The organism is Sporosarcina cyprini (assembly GCF_022048975.1).
In the GTDB taxonomy this organism is placed as follows: domain Bacteria; phylum Bacillota; class Bacilli; order Bacillales_A; family Planococcaceae; genus Sporosarcina; species Sporosarcina cyprini.
The window spans coordinates 110,416-135,634 of record NZ_JAKMHX010000013.1 but is presented as its reverse complement, the minus strand read 5'-3'; the positions used below and the strand labels follow the sequence as shown (position 1 = coordinate 135,634).

General features: G+C 45.9%; 29 protein-coding genes. 17 read left to right on the top strand and 12 right to left on the bottom strand.

Annotated elements, in window-relative coordinates:
* Window positions 1–10 precede the first annotated feature (10 nt).
* Window positions 11–730 carry a YebC/PmpR family DNA-binding transcriptional regulator gene (locus L7D49_RS02880; RefSeq protein WP_238079306.1) on the bottom strand — a complete coding sequence of 240 codons (720 nt, stop codon included), beginning with the start codon at window positions 728–730 and terminating at the stop codon, window positions 11–13.
* A gap of 252 nt (window positions 731–982) precedes the next feature.
* Here L7D49_RS02880 and L7D49_RS02875 point away from each other — a divergent pair, with 252 nt between their 5' ends.
* Window positions 983–1,663: a phosphoribosylaminoimidazolesuccinocarboxamide synthase gene (locus L7D49_RS02875; protein ID WP_238079305.1), complete on the top strand. Its 681-nt coding sequence runs from the start codon at window positions 983–985 to the stop codon at window positions 1,661–1,663.
* A 122-nt stretch (window positions 1,664–1,785) separates the two neighbouring features.
* Complete coding sequence (locus L7D49_RS02870) at window positions 1,786–2,343, top strand: superoxide dismutase family protein (RefSeq protein WP_336246363.1); 558 nt, start codon at window positions 1,786–1,788, stop codon at window positions 2,341–2,343.
* Window positions 2,344–2,392: 49 nt separating this feature from the next.
* Here the strand turns inward: L7D49_RS02870 and L7D49_RS02865 are convergent, their stop codons facing one another.
* Window positions 2,393–3,532, bottom strand: a complete 1,140-nt coding sequence (locus L7D49_RS02865) for a zinc-dependent alcohol dehydrogenase (protein ID WP_238079304.1) — start codon at window positions 3,530–3,532, stop codon at window positions 2,393–2,395.
* Between the two features lie 81 nt (window positions 3,533–3,613).
* Window positions 3,614–4,744: a CAP domain-containing protein gene (locus tag L7D49_RS02860; protein WP_238079303.1), complete on the bottom strand. Its 1,131-nt coding sequence runs from the start codon at window positions 4,742–4,744 to the stop codon at window positions 3,614–3,616.
* A 257-nt stretch (window positions 4,745–5,001) separates the two neighbouring features.
* On the opposite strand from L7D49_RS02860, the gene L7D49_RS02855 reads away from it, so the two are divergent.
* Genes L7D49_RS02855 through L7D49_RS02845 form a run of 3 tightly spaced genes read left to right on the top strand, consistent with a single transcriptional unit; the run spans window position 5,002 to window position 6,326 of the window.
* Window positions 5,002–5,649: a pentapeptide repeat-containing protein gene (locus L7D49_RS02855; protein WP_238079302.1), complete on the top strand. Its 648-nt coding sequence runs from the start codon at window positions 5,002–5,004 to the stop codon at window positions 5,647–5,649.
* 45 nt (window positions 5,650–5,694) lie between these two features.
* The gene (locus tag L7D49_RS02850; protein WP_238079301.1) at window positions 5,695–6,171 is read left to right on the top strand and encodes a hypothetical protein; all 477 of its coding nucleotides are present in this window, start codon (window positions 5,695–5,697) and stop codon (window positions 6,169–6,171) included.
* Window positions 6,168–6,326: a hypothetical protein gene (locus L7D49_RS02845; RefSeq protein WP_238079300.1), complete on the top strand. Its 159-nt coding sequence runs from the start codon at window positions 6,168–6,170 to the stop codon at window positions 6,324–6,326. The genes L7D49_RS02850 and L7D49_RS02845 overlap by 4 nt, the downstream gene beginning before the upstream one ends.
* A 91-nt stretch (window positions 6,327–6,417) precedes the next feature.
* Here the strand turns inward: L7D49_RS02845 and L7D49_RS02840 are convergent, their stop codons facing one another.
* The 4 genes from L7D49_RS02840 to L7D49_RS02825 all read right to left on the bottom strand — a co-directional run bounded on the left by L7D49_RS02840 (window position 6,418) and on the right by L7D49_RS02825 (window position 10,643).
* The gene (locus L7D49_RS02840; protein WP_238079299.1) at window positions 6,418–8,550 is read right to left on the bottom strand and encodes an MMPL family transporter; all 2,133 of its coding nucleotides are present in this window, start codon (window positions 8,548–8,550) and stop codon (window positions 6,418–6,420) included.
* Between the two features lie 117 nt (window positions 8,551–8,667).
* The gene (locus tag L7D49_RS02835; protein ID WP_009766462.1) at window positions 8,668–8,868 is read right to left on the bottom strand and encodes a cold-shock protein; all 201 of its coding nucleotides are present in this window, start codon (window positions 8,866–8,868) and stop codon (window positions 8,668–8,670) included.
* A gap of 141 nt (window positions 8,869–9,009) precedes the next feature.
* The gene (locus L7D49_RS02830; protein ID WP_238079298.1) at window positions 9,010–10,011 is read right to left on the bottom strand and encodes an inorganic phosphate transporter; all 1,002 of its coding nucleotides are present in this window, start codon (window positions 10,009–10,011) and stop codon (window positions 9,010–9,012) included.
* An 11-nt stretch (window positions 10,012–10,022) separates the two neighbouring features.
* Complete coding sequence (locus tag L7D49_RS02825) at window positions 10,023–10,643, bottom strand: DUF47 domain-containing protein (protein ID WP_238079297.1); 621 nt, start codon at window positions 10,641–10,643, stop codon at window positions 10,023–10,025.
* Window positions 10,644–10,877: 234 nt separating this feature from the next.
* Here L7D49_RS02825 and L7D49_RS02820 point away from each other — a divergent pair, with 234 nt between their 5' ends.
* Both L7D49_RS02820 and L7D49_RS02815 read left to right on the top strand, forming a co-directional pair.
* Window positions 10,878–11,411: an NfeD family membrane protein gene (locus tag L7D49_RS02820; protein ID WP_472908861.1), complete on the top strand. Its 534-nt coding sequence runs from the start codon at window positions 10,878–10,880 to the stop codon at window positions 11,409–11,411.
* 36 nt (window positions 11,412–11,447) lie between these two features.
* Window positions 11,448–13,001, top strand: coding sequence for a flotillin family protein (locus L7D49_RS02815; protein ID WP_269135829.1), 1,554 nt, complete (start codon window positions 11,448–11,450; stop codon window positions 12,999–13,001).
* A gap of 180 nt (window positions 13,002–13,181) precedes the next feature.
* Here L7D49_RS02815 and L7D49_RS02810 read toward each other — a convergent pair whose 3' ends face one another.
* From L7D49_RS02810 to L7D49_RS02800, 4 genes are all read right to left on the bottom strand, one after another.
* Window positions 13,182–14,213: a hypothetical protein gene (locus L7D49_RS02810; protein ID WP_238079296.1), complete on the bottom strand. Its 1,032-nt coding sequence runs from the start codon at window positions 14,211–14,213 to the stop codon at window positions 13,182–13,184.
* Window positions 14,214–14,286: 73 nt separating this feature from the next.
* Window positions 14,287–14,721, bottom strand: a complete 435-nt coding sequence (locus L7D49_RS02805; protein WP_238079295.1) for a septal ring lytic transglycosylase RlpA family protein — start codon at window positions 14,719–14,721, stop codon at window positions 14,287–14,289.
* Window positions 14,722–14,796: 75 nt separating this feature from the next.
* Window positions 14,797–15,072 carry a class I SAM-dependent methyltransferase gene (locus L7D49_RS20400; RefSeq protein WP_418895844.1) on the bottom strand — a complete coding sequence of 92 codons (276 nt, stop codon included), beginning with the start codon at window positions 15,070–15,072 and terminating at the stop codon, window positions 14,797–14,799.
* A 193-nt stretch (window positions 15,073–15,265) separates the two neighbouring features.
* Window positions 15,266–15,715 carry a hypothetical protein gene (locus L7D49_RS02800; protein WP_238079294.1) on the bottom strand — a complete coding sequence of 150 codons (450 nt, stop codon included), beginning with the start codon at window positions 15,713–15,715 and terminating at the stop codon, window positions 15,266–15,268.
* 72 nt (window positions 15,716–15,787) lie between these two features.
* On the opposite strand from L7D49_RS02800, the gene L7D49_RS02795 reads away from it, so the two are divergent.
* The 10 genes from L7D49_RS02795 (at window position 15,788) to L7D49_RS02750 (ending at window position 23,810) form a co-directional block, all read left to right on the top strand.
* On the top strand, window positions 15,788–16,486 hold the full coding sequence (locus L7D49_RS02795) for an ABC transporter ATP-binding protein (RefSeq protein WP_238079293.1): 699 nt from the start codon (window positions 15,788–15,790) through the stop codon (window positions 16,484–16,486).
* Complete coding sequence (locus L7D49_RS02790; RefSeq protein WP_238079292.1) at window positions 16,476–17,741, top strand: ABC transporter permease; 1,266 nt, start codon at window positions 16,476–16,478, stop codon at window positions 17,739–17,741. Before L7D49_RS02795 ends, L7D49_RS02790 begins: the two co-directional genes overlap by 11 nt.
* Before the next feature lie 107 nt (window positions 17,742–17,848).
* Entirely contained in the window at window positions 17,849–18,805 is a 957-nt protein-coding gene (locus L7D49_RS02785) for an HD-GYP domain-containing protein (RefSeq protein WP_238079291.1), read from the top strand.
* Window positions 18,775–19,233, top strand: a complete 459-nt coding sequence (locus L7D49_RS02780; protein WP_238079290.1) for an NUDIX hydrolase — start codon at window positions 18,775–18,777, stop codon at window positions 19,231–19,233. The genes L7D49_RS02785 and L7D49_RS02780 overlap by 31 nt, the downstream gene beginning before the upstream one ends.
* 103 nt (window positions 19,234–19,336) lie before the next feature.
* The gene (fumC, locus tag L7D49_RS02775; protein ID WP_238079289.1) at window positions 19,337–20,719 is read left to right on the top strand and encodes a class II fumarate hydratase; all 1,383 of its coding nucleotides are present in this window, start codon (window positions 19,337–19,339) and stop codon (window positions 20,717–20,719) included.
* Window positions 20,720–20,721: 2 nt separating this feature from the next.
* Entirely contained in the window at window positions 20,722–21,141 is a 420-nt protein-coding gene (locus L7D49_RS02770; protein WP_238079288.1) for an HIT family protein, read from the top strand.
* A gap of 63 nt (window positions 21,142–21,204) precedes the next feature.
* Entirely contained in the window at window positions 21,205–21,708 is a 504-nt protein-coding gene (locus tag L7D49_RS02765) for a PCYCGC domain-containing protein (protein ID WP_238079287.1), read from the top strand.
* A gap of 128 nt (window positions 21,709–21,836) precedes the next feature.
* On the top strand, window positions 21,837–22,187 hold the full coding sequence (locus L7D49_RS02760; protein WP_238079286.1) for a YrdB family protein: 351 nt from the start codon (window positions 21,837–21,839) through the stop codon (window positions 22,185–22,187).
* A 70-nt stretch (window positions 22,188–22,257) separates the two neighbouring features.
* Window positions 22,258–22,824 carry a TetR/AcrR family transcriptional regulator gene (locus L7D49_RS02755; RefSeq protein WP_238079285.1) on the top strand — a complete coding sequence of 189 codons (567 nt, stop codon included), beginning with the start codon at window positions 22,258–22,260 and terminating at the stop codon, window positions 22,822–22,824.
* Window positions 22,825–22,877: 53 nt separating this feature from the next.
* Entirely contained in the window at window positions 22,878–23,810 is a 933-nt protein-coding gene (locus L7D49_RS02750; RefSeq protein WP_238079284.1) for an NAD-dependent epimerase/dehydratase family protein, read from the top strand.
* Window positions 23,811–23,856: 46 nt separating this feature from the next.
* Here the strand turns inward: L7D49_RS02750 and L7D49_RS02745 are convergent, their stop codons facing one another.
* Window positions 23,857–25,206, bottom strand: coding sequence for a GntP family permease (locus L7D49_RS02745; RefSeq protein ID WP_238079283.1), 1,350 nt, complete (start codon window positions 25,204–25,206; stop codon window positions 23,857–23,859).
* Between the last annotated feature and the right edge of the window lie 13 nt (window positions 25,207–25,219).

Below are 25,219 nucleotides of genomic sequence, written 5' to 3'. Positions count from 1 at the left end.
TACTTTTGTTTTATTCACCTAAGTCGACGTTATGATAGACTTGCTGAACGTCTTCCAAGTCTTCCAGGGCATCTATCATTTTCTCAAATTGTGCTTGTGCATCCGGATCTAACGTGACGTCGTTTTGCGCGAGCATTGTTAGTTCAGCGACAGAGAATTCTGTAATGCCGGCATTCTTGAATGCTTCTTGCACTGCATGGAATTGATCTGGCTCTGCATAGACGATGACCGTCTCTTCTTCTTCCATAATGTCACGGACTTCAACGTCCGCTTCCATTAGAAGCTCCAGAACGTCATCGGCTGTTTTTCCTTCCAGGGCGAATACCGCAGTTGCATCGAACATGTAGGCAACGGATCCGCTGACGCCCATGTTGCCGCCATTTTTCCCAAAGGCTGCACGCACTTCAGAAGCTGTCCGGTTAACGTTGTTGGTCAACGCATCAACGATTACCATGGAGCCGTTTGGCCCGAAGCCCTCGTATCGAAGCTCATCATAGTTCTCTTCCGCTCCGCCTTTCGCCTTCTCAATGGCACGGTCGATGATCGCTCTAGGGACATTATATGTTTTCGCGCGTTCCACGACCATTTTGAGCACTTGGTTCAATTCCGGATCCGGTTCGCCTTGTTTTGCTGCTACATAAAGTTCACGTCCGAACTTAGCGTAAATACGGCTTGTATTTGCATCTTTGGACGCTTTTTTCTCTTTAATATTATTCCATTTACGGCCCATCGTTACCACTCTCTTTCGATATGAGCTTAAAATTCTTTCAACTCACCGAGTTGATTAAAGTAATCGAGTTATTATACACCTTTGGGGGGAATGAAGACAAGTGAAACATTCGGATACTTCGGTTATTAGCAGGGGATTTGATAAGCAGGAGGGGGAGTGCTTGCTAGATGGCAAGTTTCCCTTTTTATCAGCAATAAAGTGCATTATACTAAGAGTGGCACTGCATTTTCGAAATAGAAAGGAAACGTGGGCATGAATCTTGTATATCAAGGCAAGACGAAAGATGTGTATCAGTTGGAAGACGGCAATGTACTATTGAAGTTCAAAGACGACGTGACCGGTGAGGATGGGGTGTTTGACCCTGGCGCCAACACGGTAGGATTGACGATTGAAGGGGCAGGACAATCCGGTCTTCGCATGACAAAGTTTTTCTTTGAGAAATTGGCGGAGAAAGGGATACCGACCCATTATGTTGATGCGGATATCGATGAAGTTCACATGACAGTGAAGCCGGCAACTGTGTTCGGAAAAGGGTTGGAAGTCATTTGCCGTTTTCGGGCAGTCGGCAGCTTCTTGAGAAGGTACGGCGCCTATTGTGAAGAAGGGCAGCCGCTAGATGCATTTGTTGAAGTGACGATCAAAGATGACGATCGCAACGATCCTCCGATCACCAAGGATGCGCTCGCCCAGCTCGGCATTTTGACGAATGAGGAATATGACATTTTGGAGCCATTGACGAAACAAATAGCGACTGAAGTGAAAGATATCCTCGCTGGCAAAGGGCTCGACTTATATGACATCAAACTGGAATTTGGCCGAGATGCACAAGGGAACATCATGCTTATCGATGAAATTTCCGGCGGCAATATGCGGGTTTATCAAGAAGGTACATATATTCCTCCTCTGGAACTTGAAAAATTAGTACTGGCATAATACGGTATCGTCGCTCTTCCAATCGGAAGGGTGGCGTTTTTTTTGTGGTTTTATTTACCACTCATAAACTTTAAGAAATCGGGCAAGTCTTGGCAGGACAAGACAACTAGGAGGTAGTTGAAATGAAGACAATGAAAACCTGGCCATTGCTTTTGCTCGCAGCTATGTTATTTATTGCAGGCTGTTCAAAGAAGGATACGAAGCTTCCGGTAAGCGCGGAGAAGATGGAAGCGATTGTTTCACCACTGATCAATAAGGATGGAACGGAAATCGGGAAGGTGACAATGAGTGAGGATGAGAAAGGCGTCACCATCAGCATTACAGCTGAAGGATTGCCGCCAGGGCTGCATGGAGTCCACATCCATGAGACGGGCGTTTGCACACCTCCAACATTCGAATCAGCGGGAGGTCATTTCAATCCGACGAAAAAAGAGCATGGTTTCGACAACCCGAAAGGCTTCCATTTAGGCGATTTGCCGAATGTTGAAGTGGGAGAAGACGGGAAAGTGGAGGCGCAAGTGACGACGGCGGACCTCACATTGAAGCCAGGAGCTGAAATGTCACTGCTCGACAAAGATGGCAGTGCCCTCGTCATCCATGAAGGGCAAGATGATTATAAGACCGATCCGGCAGGCAATTCGGGCGCACGGATTGCATGTGCGGAAATTAATAAGAAGTGACAAAAACCGGTAGCAAGCGCTAATGGCCTGCTACCGGTTTTCCGTTTTTCTATGGTTTCAAAATAACTTTAATGCAATCATCTTCATGTTCGAAGAAATGATGATAAGCGGCAGATGCTTCTTCCAGCGGTACGACGTGCGTAATGATTTCCGTCGGATTAAACTCGCCATTTTTGATTTTCTCGAACAGCATAGGCATGTAATGGATGACCGGGGCTTGTCCCATTTTCAGCGTAATGTTTCGTTCAAATAGATTACCTAGCGGGAACATGTTATAGAACATGCCATAGACGCCGGTCAATTGGATGGTCCCGAATTTCCGGACAGCTTGATGGCCGATTTCCAATGCGCTTAATGTCCCGCCTTGAACTTTCATCTTCTGGCCAATCTTCTCCAGCATATTCTTCTTTCCATCCATACCGACACAGTCGATGACGATATCGACGCCGCCTTTCGTCAATTCTTTAATATGCGCTCCCATATTGTCATAGTCCTCGAAATTGAAAGCTTCCACGTTGTTCATTTTCACAGCATGGTTCAACCGGTAAGGAACATGATCGATTGCGATAACGCGTTTTGCCCCTTTCATCCAAGCGAACTTTTGCGCCATAAGACCGACTGGACCGCATCCTAGGACGGCAACCGTATCCCCAGGAGAAACACCGGCATGTTCTACACTCCAATAAGCGGTAGGCAAGACGTCGGACATGAACAAAAGTGCTTCATCTGGCAGTTCACAAGATTCCGGGATGACAAAAGGTGTGGCATTGCCGTATGGAACGCGTAAGTATTCTGCTTGCCCTCCAGGGTAGTTGCCATACCGTTCGGTAAATCCGAAATAACCGCCAGTGTCCATATGTGGGTTCGGATTGGAGTTGTCACATTGGCTTTCCATTTCATGCTGGCAATAAAAACATTCACCGCAGGAAATATTAAAAGGGATCACAACACGATCACCCTTTTTCACCTTTGTCACGCCGGGGCCGACTTCTTCCACAATTCCCATGGGCTCATGGCCGATAACGTAATCCTTATGTGCAGGCAAAGCTCCGGCATAAATATGCAAGTCGGAACCACATATGGCGGTCGAAGTGATGCGCACAATAATATCATCGGGGTTCTCAATCTTCGGCGCCTCAACTTTCTTGACCTGAATGTCCTTTACTCCTTGAAACGTGACCGCTTTCATTGAATCCCTCCTCGTATCGTATCTTCTTATGTTCCCCTGAAAGAAGTCGACTAACCGTGAGATAGGGAATTCCTGAAAATTTTATTTTAAAATGAAGTTTTCTGTATAATATGGCTGTGAGTTTTCATTAAAAGCAACGCCGATGCCAAGGTGGCTATAGTCTTTTATTAATATATTGTCACGATGCCCCTTGGAATTCATCAAGCCTTCGTGGGCAAAAATACTGCTCGATTGACCGTATGCCAAATTTTCTCCGGCTCTGATGAATTGGATGTGATCGTCCTTCATCCGGTCGAATGGTGATTTGCCTTGTAAATTGTCATGGCTGAAATAGTCATTGTCGGCCATATCTAAACTGTGATTCCTTGCTGTTTCGGAAACACGCTCATCCCATGAAAGGATGGACCGCCCGTGACGGACTCGGGCTGCATTCGTCAAATCGTACAGTTGTTGTTCAAAACCGAGCCGTAGAGCCGGATCCGCCATAGCGTACAAATCGGGCTTCTTCCGCTCCAATTCCGTTGTAACCAGCTGCACCGCCGTGACGGTTGTGCCTTGATGGAGATCGTAGAAGACATATGTGTAGATATCTCCCTGCTTGAAAACATCCATGCCTTCATCCTCTTGCAGTACGTAAATGTTTAAGCCTTTGCGAATTTCCGTCACCGGTTCGCCGAGCGCTTTGCGTACCTCGGCTTTCGGGGTGCCGTAGGCAATGCCGTTTGTAGACGAGACAAGATCGTCGTTTGTGTAAATGGCCGCGACTTTTTTATTTTTCCCAAACGCGATCATAACAAAGTTTTGATAGTCTTCATGGTAGGTAAGCCAATCGGTGCCGTATTCGTTTCTCGAATGGCTCTTTGGTTCGCCGAGCTCCCTCTTCACGTCTTCCTCGGACGATCCGATTTCAATATTGTGAATGGAAATCGGTGAAAGTACGGGTTTTTCCAAAGCGGGTTTGGGCACTTCTTTTGGTACAACCGCATCCCAATCCGCTGTTTTGGCAGAGATGAAGTAGAGGAAATGATCCCATTTATCCCGGATTGTATCTATGGTGGAGGACACGCTTTCGTTATTGAAAAATGTCTCGACCCTCTCATCGACAGGTTGTAAAAATGAAAGGTCGATATGCTTGGACACCGGCTCTTCCCATAATGGCTTCGCCAAGTACAAGGCAACTATGAATATAATGAAGAGTAACAGCCGCTTCACTAGAGATCGCCTCCTTCCTATTTATTGTATCCGTTTTTTCGAGCTGGAATACAGCAAGAGCTCTTTAGATTTGATTTCCGTTTGTGAAAGCGCAGAAACCTTGTATACTTAAAGAATAATGAAGGACCCGGAAATGTGGGGGAGGCGTTGTCATGTTTAGTGGGTTGAGTTCCATACCGAGTTGGTTTTATATGCTGGCGTTTGCGGTCGTCATCTTATTAGTGATTTTTATCGAATGGAAAACGAGGTGACAGGAGATGGCAGGCGGAAAAACAAAAAGGCAGAAGCCGAAAGTGTCTTCTGAATTAGAGGAAATTCGTGCGGAGGATTGCTGGCGCCGGGATGGTTTTATTGAAAACGTCCGGATTGTTGATGGAATACTGGGTGGGGAAGAAGCGCGCATTGTTTTTGACGGCTGTCTCTTAAAGGATGTATCCTTTGCCAATGCGACTTTCCACGATGTGGAGTTTGTCGATGTCATTTTTGAAACATGTGATTTCTCTAACGTCCAATTGGAGCATGCTGTGTTCCATCGCTGCGAAATAAAAGGCTCCAAGCTGACTGGAGCGAACTTTGCGAATTCAAAGTTGTCTCATACATTATTCCAGTCTTGCGATGGGCGGTATGTCAATTTCAGCTTTGCCGAGCTGAAGGAAGTAGATTTCGTGGAATGTCATCTGCCCGATGCAGATCTTTATGAGAGCGTTGGGACAGGCTTTCGTTTTGATAAATGCCAAATCGATAACATCAATTTGGCGGAAACCGATTTGGATGGAGTCGATCTATCGACAAGCAGCTATGACCGGATTGAAGTGACGCTGACCAAAGTAGGGGGATGCATTGTATCCCGAGAGCAGGCAATGGGGTTTGCACGCATGCTGGGCTTAACAGTAAAAGAGGAATAATGGTATACTGAAACACAACCTGAGGATAGAAAGAGTGGCAAAACAATGTTGACATTTGAACAGAAGCAAAAAATCATTGAATCCTTTCCTGAATTGACGCGGAAAGAGGTTTCCTTAAAACGCCTGAATTATCATTATGAAGACAGCTTGTATGAGAAAACAATTGTCGTGCAGCATTTGCATCCGAACGGGAATGGCTATGTGTATGTCGAGGGGATTTCGGGCTACACACCGGATGACCGGGGGCTCGTCAATATCCGCGAGGCGTCGGAAGAAGAATTGCGCCGGACAATTGAAGATGCAATACGTGGTTTATCGACAGAAGAGCAATGGGACGAAGAGGAATCGATCGAGGAAGCTTGGGTGAATGACCAAGGCCAGAAGCTGACGTTGCTCGAGGAGGAAGGCTTTTTCAATATCTACCATGGCTATAACTTGGAAGAAAGCTTCGGGGATTACGGAGAAGCGGTCGATTACTTAAAAGAAGAGAGATTCAAACGCAGCGGGGGAGATAGAAAATGAAAGGCAAGACGCTCGTTATCGGGTTGATTCTTTTTGTTATCATCGTTGTAGCTGTTATCTATTTCGCTATGATGGCCCAGTTCAAGAAAGATGAGAATGCATGGGAGCCAATCGACTCTGAGTTGCATATGATAACGGAGAACGGGATATATTGAGAGGAACGCACACTTGGATGGAAATCCGGGTGTGTTTCTTTTTGCTTTCAATAAAAAACCATCTGCACGCAGTACGTGCAGATGGAATCAATCAATGCCAATTGCCGGCTTTGTATGGACCTTTTCGGAATGGCAGCCACCAGTTCCATTTGCCGAACAGTTTCATCAGACTTGGAACGAGCAACAGGCGGATAATGGTCGCATCGATGGCAACGGCGATCGCAATGCCGACGCCAATCTGTTTGACGGGCATGACATCTGTAAAAGCGAATGCGCCGGTCAGGACAATCATGATCAGGGCAGCGGACGTAATAATTTTGCTCGTGGCCGCAAGCCCTTCTACGGTGGAGTGATCATTGTCCAATGTATTGGCGTACTCTTCCTGCATCCGTGAAATGAGGAACACTTCATAGTCCATGCTTAAGCCGAAGACAAGGCTGAAGATGATAACCGGGATAATCAAGGCAATCGTGCCGGGATGTAACCCAAAGTGGCCGTATTGGAAAATGTAAACCAAAATTCCGAAAGTCGCGGACAAGCCGATAATATTCATAAGAATAGCTTTGATCGGTATTAAAATCGAGCGGAACGCGATCATTAAGATAATCATGGTAGAAATGACGATCAGCAATAGGACGGATAAAAGATTATCGAAGATCTCATCAAAGATTTCCTGATTGAACTTCGGTTGACCACCGATTAGCAAATTCCATTCAGTTTTGCGAGTCGACCAATCCCGAACCCAATCTTGTGCCTCATCCGAAGTACCGCCAGCGCTCAAGGTGACTGGGATGAGTAATTGCTTTCCTTGGACAAACGAGTCAAGCAATGGGGCAAGCTGCGCTTTCATTTCAGGAACTTGGAGTGCCTGCTCCCATTCGGCAGGTGAAGCAATGCCGCTCGCTGAATAGATCGTCGTTGCCGAATCAACCAAAGGGTCGGACGTTAATTCATCTTGCAACTGTTTCATCGACTCAAGTCCGTTCATATCCGACCAACCGTTTTTCCGTTCCGCTATGACATAAACAGAAGATTGATCACCTAAACCGAACGTCTCATCCATCAGTTCATAGGAAGATCTCGTATCATAGGAGGTTGGCAGAGAATCAATCTGCGGAATCGTTAATTCCATATTCTTCGCCGGAATTAGGGCTGTGCCGAGCAACACAAGCGCAATAATCGTAATGAGGATCGGACGCTTGATTACCCCTTTGGCAAATTGCCGCCAACGATTTGCCCCGTTCTCTTTCACTTTCAGTATCTGCCCTTTATTAATCCGATCACCAAGCAGGATGAGGATCGAGGGCAGTAACGTGATCGAGCTGAGAACAGCCATGCCGACGATAATCATTCCGCCGAGCGCGATGTTCTGGAAGATTTCAACTCGAATGAGCAACAATGCACCTAGCCCGATGAAAACGCAAAATGCCGAAAAGATGACAGAGCGTCCGGCAGTGCGGATGGTTGTTGCCACAGCTTCCATGATTTCACTCTTTTTTCGCTCCTCCCGGTACCGGCTGATGAAAAGAAGGGAGAAATCGATGCTTAGCGCAAGTCCTAGCATGGGAACAATATTTAAGACGAAAATGGATAAGTCCATCTGACCGCCGAGTAGCGACAGAACACCGAATGCTGAAACGACCGTCGCAATGCCGACAAATAGCGGTACAAGCGAGGCAGCGACAGAACCGAAAGCGAATAACAGCACGATAATTGCGATCGGTAGGCCAATCGCCTCCGCTTTCATCAGATCTCGCTGGCTGGCTGTATTGATGTCTTTTGTAATGGCAGATTGACCAGTTAAAGTGACGCCTTTTTTATCCCCAATCGCCTCCCGGATCAACGTAACGACGTCCGCCCGGTCCTTTTCAGGTTCGTTGAAATGAAGCAGTGCATAGGATACTTCCTTGGAATATTGCTTTTCATGATCTAGTGGCGAATCTATTTCCGAAACGACATTCAATTTATTGATTCGGGACAAAGTCGATTCGATTGCATCGTCCGGCACGTGATCGAATACGACAAACATCGTTTCGGCGGGTAATTCGAATGTTTCGGAAGCCATTTTCATCACTTGCTCATGTTCCGCGTCCATCCGGAATCCATCACCAGCAAGTAAGCCGGGGAGCCGGATGGCGAAAATTGCCATGATGATGACGAAAAGAATCCAAAGCGCCACGATGTACTTATGTGCGGAGGTAACTAAACGGGAAAGCAGCCGCATACTACCGTCCTCCTTTGTATGTATAGTTGATGTTCCTATCTTACCGGATTCTGCCACCAATGTCTCTTTTGAAATAAAAAAACCACTCTCCGAAGAGAGTGGTTTTGGAAAGTCAAATTAGTTTTTTGTAACGTTTGTAGCTTGAAGTCCACGTTGACCTTGTTCGATTTCGAAACTAACGTCTTGGCCTTCTTCAAGAGTTTTGAAGCCGTCGCCTTGGATAGCGGAGAAGTGTACGAATACATCGTCGCCATCTTCACGTTCGATGAAGCCATAACCTTTTTCTGCGTTAAACCATTTTACTTTACCTTGTTCCATGTTTGTTTCCTCCTCGTGTGCTATGCACACATTGTGTTACTATCCTTGCTCAAGTCTTGAAGCGGTCAAACCGTCACGCCGAACAAAAATAATTCTCCTTTATCATAACAGAGCTATTTTGACAATGCAAGTGAAAAGAATTTATTTAGAAAATAAGTTTAGCAATTGATAAAGAATTGCGGCAATCGTAGCAGAAATCGGCATGGTAATTACCCATGTGATGACGATCTTTTTGGCCACTCCCCATTTAACACCCTTGACACGTTGTGCAGAGCCAACGCCCATAATGGCAGAAGAGATGACATGCGTCGTACTGACCGGCAAATGGATCAGCGTGGCGCCGAAAATGATCGCCGCCGAACTGAGATCGGCTGCAGCGCCGTTCACCGGACGGATCTTCATGATTTTGCCGCCGACTGTTTTTATAATTTTATAGCCGCCAATAGATGTTCCGAGTCCCATTGCTGTTGCAGCGGCAATTCGAACCCATAATTGGATATCGTCGCCGGTTTGCATATTGGCTGCAATCAACGCCATGGTAATGATCCCCATTGCTTTCTGGGCATCATTTGTCCCGTGAGTGAATGATTGTAAGGCCGCTGTTCCAATTTGCAAGTAACGGATTCGTTTATTTTCCTTAAACAAATTGCGGTTCTTTAAGACGACTTTGAAGATCGACATCACGAGAAAACCGACCGCTATCGCAATAAATGGCGAAATGATCAGCGCTTCCAAGATTTTTATGAAGCCGCTATAGTTCAAGACGGCAAAACCAGCAGCAGAGATGGCGGCCCCTGCAATGGAACCGATCAATGCATGGGACGAACTTGAAGGAATTCCAAAATACCAAGTGACCAAATTCCAGATAATCGCTGAAATGAGGGCAGCTAAAATGACGAGAGAACCGTTTTCCAGCACAAATGGGTCTACGATATCCTTCGAAATGGTTTTAGCAACACCGGTAAAAGTCAAAGCGCCTATAAAATTCATGATAGCGGCCATATAAATGGCCGTGCGCGGTTTCAGAGCCCGAGTTGATACAGAAGTAGCAATGGCATTCGCGGTGTCGTGGAATCCATTGATAAAATCAAATGCCAAAGCAAAAATTACAATGAGAACGGTGAGTATTACAAATGTATCCATCTGCTTACCCCTTACGCATTACGCATGATGATCGTTTCGATTGTGTTCGCTACGTCTTGGCAGTGGTCAGCAATATCTTCCAACAGCTCGTACATGTCCTTGAACTGGATGATGCGGATCGGATCTTTCTCCCGAAGGAAAAGCTGTTTGATCGAGGTGCGCAGCACTTCGTCGCAAATCCGTTCATATTCTTTAATCTGTACAGCATGATCTCGCATCGCGACAAGTTTCTTGCGCGCTAGCAATTCCATGGCCTTCACAATTTCGTCTGAACTTTTAACGATGTTCTCCATGAATTTTTGAATATATTCATCAATTTCTGTAAGGGAGAACATTTCCAAATTCGCTACAAAATGCTCGATGCCATCAAGGATATCATCCATTTTGATAGCCAGCTGCAATATATCTTCCCGTTCAATCGGTGTCATGAAAGATGTATTCAATTTCGAGATCAAATCATGGATCAGATCATCACCCTCGGTCTCGTACTTCTTCAATTGAACACTTACTTCTTTCAAGTCAGCGACTGATGTCACTTTAAAGTCATTGGCATAGTGCATCGCTTCTTTCACATGTTCTGCAATCGTGAGCAATGCTGAGAAAAATGGATCGGTTTTACGTGGACTAAACATGTCAAGCCTCCATCCGTTTCCGGAATCAATTTCAGTATTCCTATCATAGCAAATTTCGACAAAAAACCATACAAATTTTATTTGCGGACTTTAAAAGAATTTACTTTAAATGTGAATGAATGATGAAATATTCGGCTGCCGGTTTTTTTGAAAAAGTTTTCGATAATTGAAACTTATAGGAGGATGGGCCGTATATATAACCGAGTAGGAAAGAAGGAAGCGGAGGTGTTGGCTTTGGAACTGTTTGGCATGCCGATTGTGCAAGTTTATCTGACTGTCCTTATTATTGCTGGTCTAGCTACAATATTATACATCTTCTTCAGTGATATCGCGGAGGGGATCGGTGAAGGCAGTCCATTTCTAGATCCAGCTGTCATTTTGGCATTTATTACATTCACCGCGGCAATCGGGTATATCCTGGAATTAGTGACAGGATGGAATCATAGCCTTATCTTGGTTGTGTCGCTTGTCGGTGCTATCCTGCTGGACGTACTCCTCTATTTTTTCGTACTCCTACCATTGAAATCTGCGGAGGTTTCGATGACGTACACCGATGAATCGTTAACCGGCCAGGTCGGCAAAGTCATTGTGCCGATTCCGGTGGACGGCTTCGGCGAAATCATCATTGAAACAGTGAACGGCATCATTAACAAGCGAGCGGCGGGCTATGAGAACGAACCGATCGAGTACGGCAAGGAAGTGCTTGTTATTGAAGTGAAGGAAGGCACATTCATCGTCAAGGAGTATGAACCGTTCCGTTTTTCGTAAGATCAAACTAATAAATTATTATAAGGGGGAATTGCGATGCCAAGTATTTTTATTATCATTGGGATTGTGGCATTTATTCTGCTAGCCATCATCCTTGTCTACGTCTCGAAGTACAAGACGGTCGGACCGGATGAAGCGCTAATCGTGACAGGAAGCTATCTCGGCTCCAAAAATGTACATACGGATGATTCCGGAAACCGGATCAAAATCATTCGTGGTGGCGGTACGTTCGTCTTCCCGGTATTCCAGCAATCGGAACCGCTCAGCTTACTTTCAAGCAAATTGGAAGTAACAACACCAGAAGTATACACGGAACAAGGTGTTCCAGTGATGGCCGACGGCACAGCCATCATCAAGATTGGCGGTTCCATCTCGGAAATCGCAACGGCGGCCGAACAATTTTTAGGAAAATCAAAGGATGACCGTGAAAATGAAGCGAAAGAAGTTCTAGAAGGCCATTTGCGCTCCATCTTAGGCTCGATGACGGTCGAGGAGATCTATAAGAACCGTGATAAGTTCTCACAAGAAGTACAGCGGGTTGCTTCGCAAGACCTTGCGAAAATGGGGCTTGTCATTGTCTCCTTTACTATTAAAGATGTGCGCGATAAGAACGGATATCTTGATTCATTAGGGAAGCCGAGGATCGCACAAGTAAAACGCGACGCTGATATTGCAACTGCAGAAGCGGAAAAAGAAACGCGCATCAAAAATGCTGAAGCATCGAAGGAAGCACAAAAGGCTGAAATTGAGCGTGCTACTGAAATTGCTGAAGCAGAAAAAGAAAACCAGTTGAAAGTGGCCGAGTACCGCCGAGAGCAAGACGTGGCGAAAGCGCGGGCGGACCAAGCATATGAACTGGAATCCGCACGGGCTAAACAAGAAGTAACCGAGCAAGAGATGCAAGTCCGCATCATTGAGCGTCAAAAGCAAATCGAATTGGAAGAGAAAGAGATCTTGCGTCGGGAAAGACAGTACGACTCCGAAGTTAAGAAAAAGGCAGACGCCGACCGTTATGCGATTGAGCAAAACGCAGCGGCTGAAAAATCCCGTCAGTTGGCAGAAGCCGATGCTGAAAAATACCGCATCGAGGCTAGAGCCGCTGCCGAAGCGGAAAAAATTCGGCTTGATGGTTTGGCAAAAGCCGACTCGCAACGGGCACAAGGGGAATCCGAAGCCGATGTCATTCGTCTTAAAGGTCTCGCCGAAGCCGAAGCCAAGCGCAAAATTGCGGAAGCCTTCGAACAGTATGGCCAGGCAGCTGTCCTTGATATGATTGTCCGCATGATTCCTGAATATGCGAAACAAGTCGCAAGCCCACTATCCAACATCGACAAGATCACGGTTGTGGACACGGGCGGCGGCGAAGGTGGCGGCGCCAACAAAGTAACCTCCTACGCAACGAATCTCATGTCCACGCTGCAAGAATCCCTAAAGGCTTCTTCCGGCATCGACGTCAAAGAAATGATGGAAAGCTACGTAGGCAAAAACACGCTACGCCCTAGCATCGACCGACTGACCGAAGAACTATCTGCTACTAAATCGGGTGCTGGTGTTGCTGCAAAAGAAGAAAATTCGTCGACAGAAGAATAATTGATAGAGTGCCCCCGACCCGCCTGGCGGATCGGGGGTTTTTTGGTTTAGGGGGTGGGGGTCGACTGAAATGTTTGCTACCCCCTTACTTGTACGTAGTTGTAGTGAAGACCACGAGAATGTTAAATCATTAGATTGTATTTCTAGATACATGGAATGCAATGATTGTGACCGTTTTGGCTAATATGAATAATTAACAATTACTCCTTTATTGGTTTGCCAAATGTCTTTAATTTTATTTTTTTTAAGGTCATAGTAAGAAAGCACACTTTTCTCGGGGATTTCCAAAGCATTGTAATGATTTTTATTTTTTTTAAAGCTGGATAAAAAGAAAAAGCCTTCATTTTTTTCATCATATTTAACAGCCCTAATTTTTGAATACTTCGATTGGGTATTAAACAATGGTTTTATTTTTTTTGTGTTGACATCTATTTCTACAACATAAGATAAAGGGCTAATTAAGTCTTCATCATAACTTAACAACAATGCTTCTTGATCAGGTGAAAATGAGACCCCACTAATAAATACTTCCATAGTAGTAATACGTTTTTCCATATTTCCACTGATATCATAAATGTCAATACTGTATTTAGGAGGAAGTAATATGGTTTGATTTTCATTAGCTTCTTCAAGTTTCTTTGTGTCCTCGGCTTGTGAATAGGATGCTATAACTAATTTATTGTTATTTTTGTTGTAGTCAAAGTTTAAAATACTTTTATCTGTATTAGTCTCGTCCCAAATTTTCAACTCCTTTGTCTCTATATCGTAGGTAGCAATATGAAAATTACGATTTTCATTCTTCAACAAAACTCTCATAAAGATTGTTGTCTCTGTTTTGTCGATTTGGATAAAATCCACATTATTTACTTCACTTGTTAATTGTTTTGTTTGATTAGTTTTCAAGTTCTTTACAAATAATTGCATTGTATTGTCTTTTGCTTTATCAGCAAAATACAGGCTATTAGAGTGCTCAGAGAAAGCGAAGGCCGTGTAGTCTACTATATCCTTCTTTAAAAGTACCTTGTTTTCTTGAGACGTTTGATTATATTGATAAAATATGTTTACAAGACTCTTTGGGTCAAATAGATTTATATATAAATTAGTTAAAGTTACAGACTTATCCGAAAGGTCTTCCTTATCATTAATTAATTCATTTCTAAATAAAAAAAGTATAACAACAATTATAATAAAAAAAGTAATTTTTCTCTTCATAGCTATCTTCCTCCCGGTTGTACATCATAAAAAAATCTGGATAAATGTGTTTTATCCAGATTTTTGTTAGAAATTACTGAGGATCCATATCGGTTGCTTCGGGATTCTCGACTGATCCGCGTAAATCATACCATTCGATTCGGGCTCTTTCGATATATCCATCTTTTTTAATTCCACCAAGGTAAACAAATGTCTCTGGTAGAACATCAAGAACAACCCCGTATTTACTGAAATCACCTATATCCCACTTTTCAAGCCACTTTGACTTATTAGTATCCAGATTTGTTGCTGAAATTTTAGTCCCTTTGGGCAAATAACTGTGAGAACGATCGACTGCACAATCATTTTCTGTCATTAATTTCCCATCAGACCCTTTATTAACTGGGTTATAAAAACTGATTTTACCGTGTTTTACAACTGCTTCAGCTTTAACAATTGAGTTTCCAAATGTCGGTAGTACCGTTAGTAACAACAAAACGATGAAAATAAAACAAAATCTTTTCTTCAAGCCATTTTCTCCTCCTGTTTAAATGCTAGATTGTAAAACTTTTATACCCTTTACTTTTATGCTATAAATGATTTCTTATGACAAAAAATAATTTAAGCTCATCATGCAAATCGGTCGTCTAACCCAACGCAAAGATTCAATAGCAATATCAAAGTATGCATGAGGCAGCCCGGGATTTTCCTCCATCGGCGATTCAACTAAATGGACAGGCGCTTTGCTCTCCTTCAGAAACTCCTTCGCCGTATCAATCTGTGTCTTTGAAAGATCAATTCCCCAAAGCTCTGATATCCTTAGGTTATTCATATATTTCTGATAATTAATACTCCCACAACCGATATATAGCACCTTCATCTCAGCCACGCCACCAAGTTAATTCAAATCTTCTTCTCTAGGCGCAAGCGGCCCAGAGTAGGTAGTCCCAATTATTAGGCCTTTTTTGAAATAGTTGAATAAAATCTAATGTGTAATTCGAACATAATGTTCAATAGAAGAGTTAATTAGGCGGTCCGGCGCTTTGACGGCGTAAAGAAGCGTCCGGGATTGTCTAACGCCTTGAGAAACCTTCATAGGATTGCCACCAGCTGAACGCCAGAGAGTTGAGTTGAACGTCAGAACTGCCGCCCGAACGCCAGAAAAAATGAATGAACGCCAGACCCGACGTCCGAACGCCAGAAAGCTGGGTTGAACGCCAGAACTGCCGCCCGAACGCCAGAAAGTTGAGTTGAACGCCAGAACTGCCGCCCGAACGCCAGAATCTCGAGCTGAACGCCAGAATTGCCGTCCGAGCGCCAGAAAGCTGAGTTGAACGCCAGAACTGCCGCCCGAACGCCAGAATCTCGAGCTGAACGCCAGAACTGCCGTCCGAGCGCCAGAAAGTTGAGCTGAACGCCAGAATCGCTGTCCGAATGCCAGAATCTCCAGTTGAACGCCAGAAATCACACCGCTTCCACTGTTCCCCGCTAGAACCCCACCCCATTCTTAAGAAATTCTTCATTTTCCCCCTCACTCCCTCTTAAGATTCGCCGCCTATACTGGAACTACAAATGAAACAAATGGAGGTTGCAGGATGATTGAGGTTCGGGAGTTGTATCATTCGTTTAAGATTGGCAAGAAGGGCAAGGAGAAGGAAGTCCCTGTGCTGAAAGGGTTGAATTTTTCGATTCAGAAGGGCGAGATTGTTTCCATTGTGGGACGGAGCGGGTCGGGGAAGTCGACGTTGCTGCATATATTGGCGGGGTTTTTGACGCCGGATCGGGGGACGATTCGGGTGGGTGGCACGATGACGACCTCTTACTCGGAGGCGGAGCGGGCGGCGTTTCGGCTTTCGACGTATGGGTTTATTTTTCAGAACTTCCAGCTGATGCCGGGGTTGACGGCGTTTGAGAATGTGGAGTTGCCGCTTACGTTGAGCGGGGTGGACCGGGCCATCCGGAAGGAGAAGGTGAATGAACTGCTGAAGCTGGTAGGATTGACGGACGTGCAGCATCATTATCCGAATGAGTTGTCCGGCGGGCAGCAGCAGAGGGTGAGTATCGCGCGTGCGCTAATCACAGATCCGCCGATTATTTTCGCGGACGAGCCGACGGGGAGTTTGGATTCGGAGACGGAGCAGGATATTCTGCTGTTGATTCAGTCGTTGAATAAAACCCGCGGGATTACGTTCATTATCATTACGCATGACGACACGGTAGCGGAGACGGCAGACCGGATGTATCGCATGCACGATGGCGAATTGAAGGAAGGAGGCGTAACCCATGCAGTTTAAGGATCAACTGGATTTTGTCCGGCAGCATATTAAGAAGAATAAGTTGCGCGTGTTCATGACCATTCTGGCTGCGACTATGGGAACGGCCTTTCTAATCGTTCTGGCATCGGTCGGTTTCGGAATCCATGATACGATGCGCAAAGAGATTTTGGATAATCGCGTGGTAAATGAAATTGAAGTGTATTCGGAACAAATGGATGAGTCGACAGTCGAGAAACTGAAGAAACGTGACCATGTCAAAGCGGTTGTGTATCGGCAATCCATGAACCTGCAGTCTTCGACAAACCTAGATGGCTTCGAAGGAAATCAGCAGCTCATCATCACTGATTTTAAAGAGGAGGGGAAAGTAGGCTTTGCCCTGAAGGAAGGGCGTCTACCGAAATCCGCAAATGAGGTTGTGGTCGGCAGTCATTTTGCCCAGAATCTGATAGAGCCGGGTGAGGATCCGGAGTTGCCTGTGACGTACGATGGTGAGCTGATTGGAACACAGTTTACGTATCAGATGGGGTTATATGAAGAACAAGATTTATTCCCGGAGGAGACGGCATTTACGATTGTCGGTATTGCAAAAGAACCTGCGAAAGATTGGATTCAGGATGCTAATATCTATGCGGATGAAAGCATTATCCCTTCCTTGAATCAAATATACCAGGCCAATGTCGAAGAACCGGATGGCCAATTGTTTTATGGCAACGTAAAAATGTACGCAGACAAGTTGGAAAATGTGAAGACTGTGAGCAACGCATTGAAGGAAGAAGGATATTCTGTTTACTCCATTGCTGACCAGTTAGAACAGATTGATGTGTTTTTCCTTGCGTTCAAAGCAGGCCTGGTGTTTGTCGGAACCATCGCCATCTTGATTGCTTCAATTGGTATTTTTAACACAATGACGATGGCTGTGACAGAACGGACCCGTGAAATCGGCGTCATGAAAGCGATCGGCGCGAGTCCTAAATTAATTCAGCGGCTTTTCTTAATGGAGAGTGCATGGATCGGCATTTTAGGGACGGTGATTGCTGTCATCCTATCGTATGGCATCAGTTATATAGCGAATTTGGTCTTGCCGATGATTGTTTCGGCTGCGCTAAGCGAAGAGGATCTCGGTGGGATGAATGTGACATTTTCCATTATTCCATGGCAGCTCGTACTTATCGCCTCCGCCATCAGTATTACAGTTGCGATGGTTTCAGGATGGCGTCCAGCGAGAAAGGCAACTAAAATCGATGTAATCCAAGCTTTACGTCAAGAATTATAATAAAATAATCTATTAATTCTAAAAACATGATAGCCAGCTCTGCCCTCCTCCTGTATAATGAAGAAAAATGGGATATACAGTCGAATTATGACGGGCGGAGGGTGCCGATGAAGGGGAAAATGAGGAAGGTCTGGCAGAAGGAGAAGAGCGGTCGCCCCGTGCTATATCTGTCTTCTGGAACGGTTACGCTGATGGAGAGGCGTCAAAATATCGCGGAAGCGGTTTTTGCTTTGCCGCCGGGCGGCTCGTTTTGCGCGCAATATAATCCAGATCATGCCACGGTGGAGCAGTATACGTTAGTTAGCGGTAGGATGGATTATGAACATGCAGGCAGCAGGCGGAGAATGAAAATTGGAGAGACAGTCGATGCCTCCCAACATGCCAAAGTAATTACATTCTACGCGTTATCGGACGCAGAAGTGGTGATCCATATGGATGCGCCATTTTACGAGAAAAATTTCTCTGAGATGCAATTGCTTCAGCGTGAAATGGATGCAGTGGCCCAGGTCGATGGCTATACGTATCAGCACTGTGATCGCATCAGGCAATACGCCATTGAAGTATGGAAGAAGTTTGATCGGCCTGCCGCCAGCTTAAAGCTGATGAGGTGGGGAGCTTACTTCCATGACCTCGGGAAATTGGCAATTCCGCCCGACATATTGAATAAACCAGGAAAACTTACCCCGGCGGAATGGGACATTATGAAATCCCATTCGCAGAGAGGGGCGGACATGCTTCGGAATCATCCGGTGGAATGGCTGAGAGAGGCGGCCTATATCGTAGAGCAGCATCATGAACGGTATGATGGCAAAGGGTATCCTTTCGGTTTAAAAGAAGAGGAAATCTCCTTGGAAGCGGCCATTGTCTCTGTTGTGGATGCCTTTGACGCGATGACGACGGATCGCGTCTACAAGAAAGCTATGCCCGTAGATACTGCTTTGGAAGAATTATTGAATGAAAAAGGGAAGCAATTCAACCCGGCGGTGGTGGACGCTTTTGTGGAAGTCATAGAAGAGAAGAAGGGCGAGATTGGATGGACTATGTTCGAGCAATGCGAAAGCTGATTGGCCAGCGTCCTCTATTGACGGTGGGTTGTGGCGTCATTTTGACGAAAGATGATCGTATTTTGCTTCAGCACCGCGCAGATGAGGATAATTGGTGTATCCCGGGTGGTGTGATGGAAATCGGGGAAACGTTTGAGGAAACAGCTAGGCGGGAGACATTGGAAGAGACGGGTCTTCATGTGAATCAATTGCAATTGTTCGGCCTCTATTCAGGCGATGCCTGTTTTGTCACCTATCCGAATGGAGATGAAACGTATAGCGTCCAGGTGATCTTCATCACATCAGATTTCAGCGGCAGCCTCCAGCAGAGCGGAGTGGAAAGCAAAGCCCATCATTACTTCGGAAAAGAGGAGCTGCCTTTGAATCTAAACCCGCGCCAACGCCAATTCATCGAAGAATGGGCGGCAGGGAAAAATTTCATAGAATGACGACTGAGACCTGGGAGACCGGGTCTTTTCATTTTATTTCCCAGACGAAAAAGTGCATGATAGAAGAAGGAGTTTCATTCTATTTTCGAAAGGCGGAGGAAGTATGGAATATCGTATCGAGCATGACACGTTTGGAGAAATTAAAGTTCCGGCAGATAAGCTATGGGGTGCACAAACCCAGCGGAGTAAACAAAACTTCAAAATCGGCGGCGAGCGGATTCCACTCGGAGTCATTCGTGCGTTTGCACATCTGAAGAAATCGGCTGCCATCGCAAGCCATTCGTTCGGAAATTTGTCCGAAGCGAAAATGAAGGCGATTGTCGCGGCAGCGGAAGAAGTGCTGGAAGGTAAATGGGACGACCATTTCCCGCTCGTCGTCTGGCAGACCGGTAGCGGTACGCAATCGAATATGAATATGAATGAAGTGTTAGCAAACAGAGGTAACCAGCTGCTTGAGGAATGGGGAGAGGAAGAACGCCTCCATCCGAATGATGATGTGAATAAATCCCAAAGTTCCAATGATACATTCCCGACAGCCCTGCATGTGGCGGGTGTCATCGCAGTAGAACGTGACGTATTACCGGCGATTGCCGTGTTAAAAGAAACACTCGGAAAAAAATCCGAGGCATTCATGGATGTTATTAAAATCGGCCGTACGCATTTGCAAGATGCGACGCCTCTCACGCTTGGACAGGAAATAAGCGGGTGGCACCGGATGCTGGAAAAGACCGAGCGCATGCTGAAGGATAGCGTTCAATCGATGAAGGAGCTTGCCATTGGCGGCACTGCGGTCGGTACAGGATTGAACGCACCGAAAGGCTTCGGAGACAAAGTAGCCGAGGAAATCTCGAAATCGGTCGGCATCGAGTTCACGTCCGCGTCGAATAAATTCCATGCCCTTACCAGCTATGATGAAGTCGTCTACACACATGGCGCGCTCAAAGCACTCGCGGCAGATTTAATGAAAATCGCGAATGATGTGCGCTGGCTGGCAAGCGGACCGCGTTCGGGCATCGGGGAAATCACCATTCCTGAAAATGAACCGGGCAGCTCCATCATGCCGGGGAAAGTGAACCCGACACAAAGTGAAGCGCTGACAATGGTCGTTGCACAAGTTATGGGGAATGACGCGACAATTGGCTTTGCGGCAAGCCAAGGGAATTTTGAATTGAATGTATTCAAGCCGGTCATCATTTACAACTTCCTACAATCCGCGAAGTTGCTCGCAGACGGTATGCATAGCTTCAATGATAATTGTGCAGTCGGCATCGAGCCGAACCGCGAGGAAATTGATCGCAAAGTGAAGAACTCGCTTATGCTCGTAACAGCATTGAATCCGCATATCGGTTACGAAAATGCGGCTAAAATCGCAAAGACGGCTCATAAGGAAGGTACAACATTGAAAGAGGCGGCGCTCAAAACGGGTTTATTGACGGAAGAGCAGTTCGATGAATATGTCGATCCGTCCAAAATGATCGGCCGGTAAGCATGGAGAAGTCATTATGCCCCTACTGTCATTTGACCGAAGATCCCGAGCAGCAGATCCTATTCGAAAACGAGACATGTGCCTATATCCAGAAGGCTTCTGAGCAGACCGTTTTGGAAGGCAGCGGGTTAATTGTCCCGAAGCGTCATGTACAAGACGTGTTCGGGCTGACAGAAAACGAATGGCGGGATACGCAGGAGCTGCTTTTAAAGGCGAAGGATTATTTGGAAGAGCGGTATGACCATGAAGGTTATACCGTCGGCTGGAACACGGGTGAAGTCGGGGGACAGTCCATCATGCATGCGCATTTGCATGTGATCCCTCGTTTTTCGGATGAGCCGTTTGCGGGAAAGGGGATCAGGTATTGGATCAAACAAGACAAAAATGCACGGAAAATGCATGGATTGTCCACAAAGTTGTAACCCTCTTGCATCCGGAACTCCGTTATGATGGAAGGACATTACAATATAAAGGAGTAGACATGAATGATGAAAAAGCTCATGCCTATCATTGCGATACTTGTGCTTGTCCTTTCCGCATGCGGAGACAAGTCGAAAGAAAACGGCTCGGCCCATAAAGAGATGGAAGTCGGTCATGAAAAGCATTTGCCGAACGGTGATTTGCAGGAAGTAACGGAATCGGCTGCAGTGCTGCCGAAGTTCTTGGATGACAAACCGGAAGATATGCGGCTTGTGTACCAAGTGGCGGCTAATGCTGAAGATGTCTTGGCTTACATGCCTTGCTATTGCGGTTGTGGTGAAAGCGCGGGCCACGGCAGCAATTTAAATTGCTTCGTCGATGAAATTCGCGAGGATGGATCTGTTGTATGGGACGATCACGGCACTCGTTGCCTCGTCTGCTTGGAAATTGCGGCGAAATCTGTCCAAATGAAGCAAGAAGGCAAATCAATGAAGGAAATCCGTGAATACATTGATAGCACATATAGTGAGGGTTATGCTGAACCAACCGACACACCGATGCCTGCATAAGGTGACTGGTGTTCCCGGCAAGTCTAAACAAAGACTTGCCGTTTTTTTGTTTATTGTAACATCTCAGTTGCATGAAAGAAGACAAGCGAATATACTTAATTGAACAGTGGTCAAATAAATGCCAGGAGGTGATTTACATTCTAGTAGGGTTGCAAACAATCAACATCATGCTGCGCTTTCTGTTAGAGCTGTTCGGGCTGGCCATCTATGGATATGCAGGGTATAAATTAGGGGCAACACCAATGATGAAAATTGGATTATCTATAGGGCTGCCTTTCAGCGTTGCAGTCATTTGGGGATTATTCGGTTCTCCTCAAGCAGCAGTACAGGTACCAGCGAGCCTTCATGCAGTACTAGAGGGCATTATTTTTCTAACTCCGGCAGTGTTACTTCTTTTTATTGGGAAAGGAGTGCTTGGATGGGGGTATGGGCTACTTGTTGTAGTGAACCGGATTTTCATATCGGTTTGGGAGCAGTAGGTGATTCTTGCGAAAAGTAGGCGTTTGTTTTACTCTGAATTGAACAGTGGTCAATCAAGGAGGAGCTCAAATGTCTGCAAGAAGAACGGCCAATGAAGAGCTGACGAGGGAAGCCATACTGGACACGGCCCGGCAGCTGTTCATTGAAAATGGGTATGACAAAACATCGATGAGGCAAGTGGCAACCGAATTAAAGTGCAGTCATGGCGCCATTTATTATCATTTCAAGAACAAGGCGGATTTATTCCAAGCGGTCGTCTCATATGATTTTTCAAAGTTGGATATTCTCATTGATGAGATCATGGCAACTGACTCGCAGCCTCTGGAAAAATGCCGTGAGATTTTATTGAAGTATATCAAGTTCGGCCTTCAAAACAAAAGCCATTATGAAATGATGTTCATGCTGAAGGATCAAGAAGTGCAAGGCTATTTGCAGGATCATCCGAATCAAAGCTACGAGAAGTTTGCGGACGCCTTGCATTTGCTGACGAATGGCCAGATGACCATTAAAAATATGTGGTGTTTGTTTTTATCACTGCATGGATTTGTATCGTATTATTGCTACACCTCCCAAACATTTGACGATGTGCAGGTTTTAGCGGAGGCGCATGTGGCTTTCTTGATGAAGGGGATGTAATGGTCCCTTTTTGAATTTAATTGAACAGTGGTTAATTAAAAGGAGGAATAAGAATGAAAAAAGCGATTGTCCTTGGAGCTTCAGGAGGAATGGGATATTCTCTTGTCAATGAATTGACTGGAAGAGGTATAGAGGTAGTTGCATTTGCAAGAAACGAAGCGAAGCTGCAGTCATTGTTTGCTTCAAATCCATTCGTCAGAATCCAGCCTGGGGATGTACTGGACAGGGAAGTGGTGTACATGGCGTCAGCAGATGTCGATACAGTCTTCCATTCCGTGAGCATTTCCTATGAGCAGTGGAATGAAAAACTGCCGCGCATTATGAGGAATGTGATGGATGTGGCAAAAGGACGTAAGCTTGTCGTAGTGGACAATGTCTATGCTTACGGCAGGCAAGATGGCAAAAGAGTTTCAGAGGAGACCGAGAAAAATCCGCACACAAAAAAGGGAAAGCTACGCTTGGCGTTGGAGCAGGAGCTAAAAGCATCCGAAATTCCTTATATCATTGCTCATTTTCCAGACTTCTATGGACCGCATGCTGGCAATACGATTCTCCATCATACACTTAAAAGTGTCCTATTAAATAAAAAATCGGGGTATGTAGGCAGTTTGGATATCCCACGGGAATTCATTTTTACTCCGGACGGCGCCAAGGCGCTTGTAGAACTGGCGATGAACGAGAGCGCATACGGCCAAAACTGGAATATTCCCGGCGAGCGTCTGGTGACGGGAAATGAACTCGTCGATATGATCCGTAGTCTGACTGGCTATGATAAAAAAGTCAGCTCGGTTACAAAGCGAATGATCCGATTAGCCGGCCTCTTCAATCCATTTATGCGGGAATTTCTTGAACTGTCCTATTTATACGAGCATCCATTCCAACTTGATGGCCGCAAATATGAAAGGGAGATCGGGGCTCTCCCGAGAACGCCGTATGAGGAAGGGCTCAGGCAGACACTGGCTTTTCAAGCAGCCGAAGTAAATTAAAAATGCCGGTAAGGGAAGGAGTGCCTTCTCTTACCGACTTTTAACATCAGATACCTGGCAAGATGCCACTGAACAAACTGAGTAGGTAGACCATGGCAAGCGCAGTCAGGCCGGCGATGAAGCCGCCGACAGACCAGGCTTGAATCGTTTGGGGAATCGTGAGACGCCCGAATTTATTAACAACCCAAAAGCCCGAGTCGTTCGGCAAGGACAATCCGATTGCCCCTGCACAGATGGCGAGTCCGAGTAAAATCGGAGAGGCGCCGAGTTCGACGGCCATCGGTCCCAAAATAGAGGAAGTCGTAACGAGCGCGACTGTCGCAGAACCGAGGGAAGCCCGTAGAATCTGAGAAAAAATGAATGCCAGAACGAGCACAGGAATGCTCCATCCTTGCATCGTGCCAATCAAGTAATCGCCGATGCCGCTTTGGTTAATGACGGTGCCGAATGCTCCACCTGCGCCGGTAACGAGAATAATCATCCCGGCAGAGTTGATGGCTTCGTCATAGAGATCCTTGTATGGAACCGAAATATAAGGGCGCAATACAATAAGCGCGACAATTACACTAATGAGCAAGGCAACGTTTTTATCCCCGATGAACCCGAGGATGTGGGATAGTGTCCCTTCCTCCAGCCATAATTGGGTCACGGTATTCAATAGGATCAAAATGATCGGCAAGCCGAGCATGAAAAACGATAAGCCAGTGGAAATTTCTTTCCGCGGTGCAGCGACCGGATCGGCAATCATTTCTTCTTCCGTAACATCTGCGTCCGTTTTGATTCGCTTACCGATGAATGTGCCGTACAAGTACCCGCCCACCATAGCGGCAGGGATCGCACAAATGATTCCGTACAGAATGAAGAGGCCGAGATCTGCCCCCGTGTTTTCCGCAACGACGAGCGGTCCAGGCGTCGGTGCGATCATACTATGAGAGACAATCAAACCGATACCGAGTGCCGTAACGAAAGTGACAATCGAGATGCCAGTTCTTCTGGACAAGCTTCTGACTAATCCGCTCAAAATGACAAATGCAGCGTCAAAGAAAACGGGAATCGATACGGCGACCCCTGTCAAGGACAGTCCTGCCGCCGACCGTTTGATGCCGAACACACGCAACACGGCTTGGGCAATCTTCTCAATTGCACCCGAAACACCTAAGAATTGTCCGAAGACGACACCGAGACCGATAAGAATCCCGACGCCAGTTAACGTATTCCCGAAGCCCGTCGCGACGGTTTTCGGAATATCCGCAAGCGGGAAGCCGAGTGCCAGGGCAGCAACGAGAGCCACGCTGATCAGTGAAATGAACGGCTCAACTTTTAATTTGAGAATCAAGAAAAACAATGCGGCCAACGCCAGGAGGAAAATCACAATGAGCATATTGCCTTCAACCATTTCATAACCCCTT

Bases quoted from the DNA above. Each gene is read 5' to 3' on its own strand.
- L7D49_RS02870 (WP_336246363.1), top strand. From the start codon at position 1,786: ATGAAGACAATGAAAACCTGGCCATTGCTTTTGCTCGCAGCTATGTTA.
- L7D49_RS02770 (WP_238079288.1), top strand. From the start codon at position 20,722: ATGGAGAAGTCATTATGCCCCTACTGTCATTTGACCGAAGATCCCGAG.
- L7D49_RS02780 (WP_238079290.1), top strand. From the start codon at position 18,775: ATGGACTATGTTCGAGCAATGCGAAAGCTGATTGGCCAGCGTCCTCTA.
- L7D49_RS02795 (WP_238079293.1), top strand. From the start codon at position 15,788: ATGATTGAGGTTCGGGAGTTGTATCATTCGTTTAAGATTGGCAAGAAG.
- L7D49_RS02815 (WP_269135829.1), top strand. From the start codon at position 11,448: ATGCCAAGTATTTTTATTATCATTGGGATTGTGGCATTTATTCTGCTA.
- L7D49_RS02880 (WP_238079306.1), bottom strand. From the start codon at position 730: ATGGGCCGTAAATGGAATAATATTAAAGAGAAAAAAGCGTCCAAAGAT.
- L7D49_RS02825 (WP_238079297.1), bottom strand. From the start codon at position 10,643: ATGTTTAGTCCACGTAAAACCGATCCATTTTTCTCAGCATTGCTCACG.
- L7D49_RS02845 (WP_238079300.1), top strand. From the start codon at position 6,168: ATGAAAGGCAAGACGCTCGTTATCGGGTTGATTCTTTTTGTTATCATC.
- L7D49_RS02835 (WP_009766462.1), bottom strand. From the start codon at position 8,868: ATGGAACAAGGTAAAGTAAAATGGTTTAACGCAGAAAAAGGTTATGGC.
- L7D49_RS02855 (WP_238079302.1), top strand. From the start codon at position 5,002: ATGGCAGGCGGAAAAACAAAAAGGCAGAAGCCGAAAGTGTCTTCTGAA.
- L7D49_RS02745 (WP_238079283.1), bottom strand. From the start codon at position 25,206: ATGGTTGAAGGCAATATGCTCATTGTGATTTTCCTCCTGGCGTTGGCC.
- L7D49_RS02840 (WP_238079299.1), bottom strand. From the start codon at position 8,550: ATGCGGCTGCTTTCCCGTTTAGTTACCTCCGCACATAAGTACATCGTG.
- L7D49_RS02785 (WP_238079291.1), top strand. From the start codon at position 17,849: ATGAAGGGGAAAATGAGGAAGGTCTGGCAGAAGGAGAAGAGCGGTCGC.
- fumC (WP_238079289.1), top strand. From the start codon at position 19,337: ATGGAATATCGTATCGAGCATGACACGTTTGGAGAAATTAAAGTTCCG.
- L7D49_RS20400 (WP_418895844.1), bottom strand. From the start codon at position 15,072: ATGAAGGTGCTATATATCGGTTGTGGGAGTATTAATTATCAGAAATAT.
- L7D49_RS02800 (WP_238079294.1), bottom strand. From the start codon at position 15,715: ATGAAGAATTTCTTAAGAATGGGGTGGGGTTCTAGCGGGGAACAGTGG.
- L7D49_RS02810 (WP_238079296.1), bottom strand. From the start codon at position 14,213: ATGAAGAGAAAAATTACTTTTTTTATTATAATTGTTGTTATACTTTTT.
- L7D49_RS02830 (WP_238079298.1), bottom strand. From the start codon at position 10,011: ATGGATACATTTGTAATACTCACCGTTCTCATTGTAATTTTTGCTTTG.
- L7D49_RS02865 (WP_238079304.1), bottom strand. From the start codon at position 3,532: ATGAAAGCGGTCACGTTTCAAGGAGTAAAGGACATTCAGGTCAAGAAA.
- L7D49_RS02790 (WP_238079292.1), top strand. From the start codon at position 16,476: ATGCAGTTTAAGGATCAACTGGATTTTGTCCGGCAGCATATTAAGAAG.
- L7D49_RS02750 (WP_238079284.1), top strand. From the start codon at position 22,878: ATGAAAAAAGCGATTGTCCTTGGAGCTTCAGGAGGAATGGGATATTCT.
- L7D49_RS02765 (WP_238079287.1), top strand. From the start codon at position 21,205: ATGATGAAAAAGCTCATGCCTATCATTGCGATACTTGTGCTTGTCCTT.
- L7D49_RS02755 (WP_238079285.1), top strand. From the start codon at position 22,258: ATGTCTGCAAGAAGAACGGCCAATGAAGAGCTGACGAGGGAAGCCATA.
- L7D49_RS02875 (WP_238079305.1), top strand. From the start codon at position 983: ATGAATCTTGTATATCAAGGCAAGACGAAAGATGTGTATCAGTTGGAA.
- L7D49_RS02850 (WP_238079301.1), top strand. From the start codon at position 5,695: ATGTTGACATTTGAACAGAAGCAAAAAATCATTGAATCCTTTCCTGAA.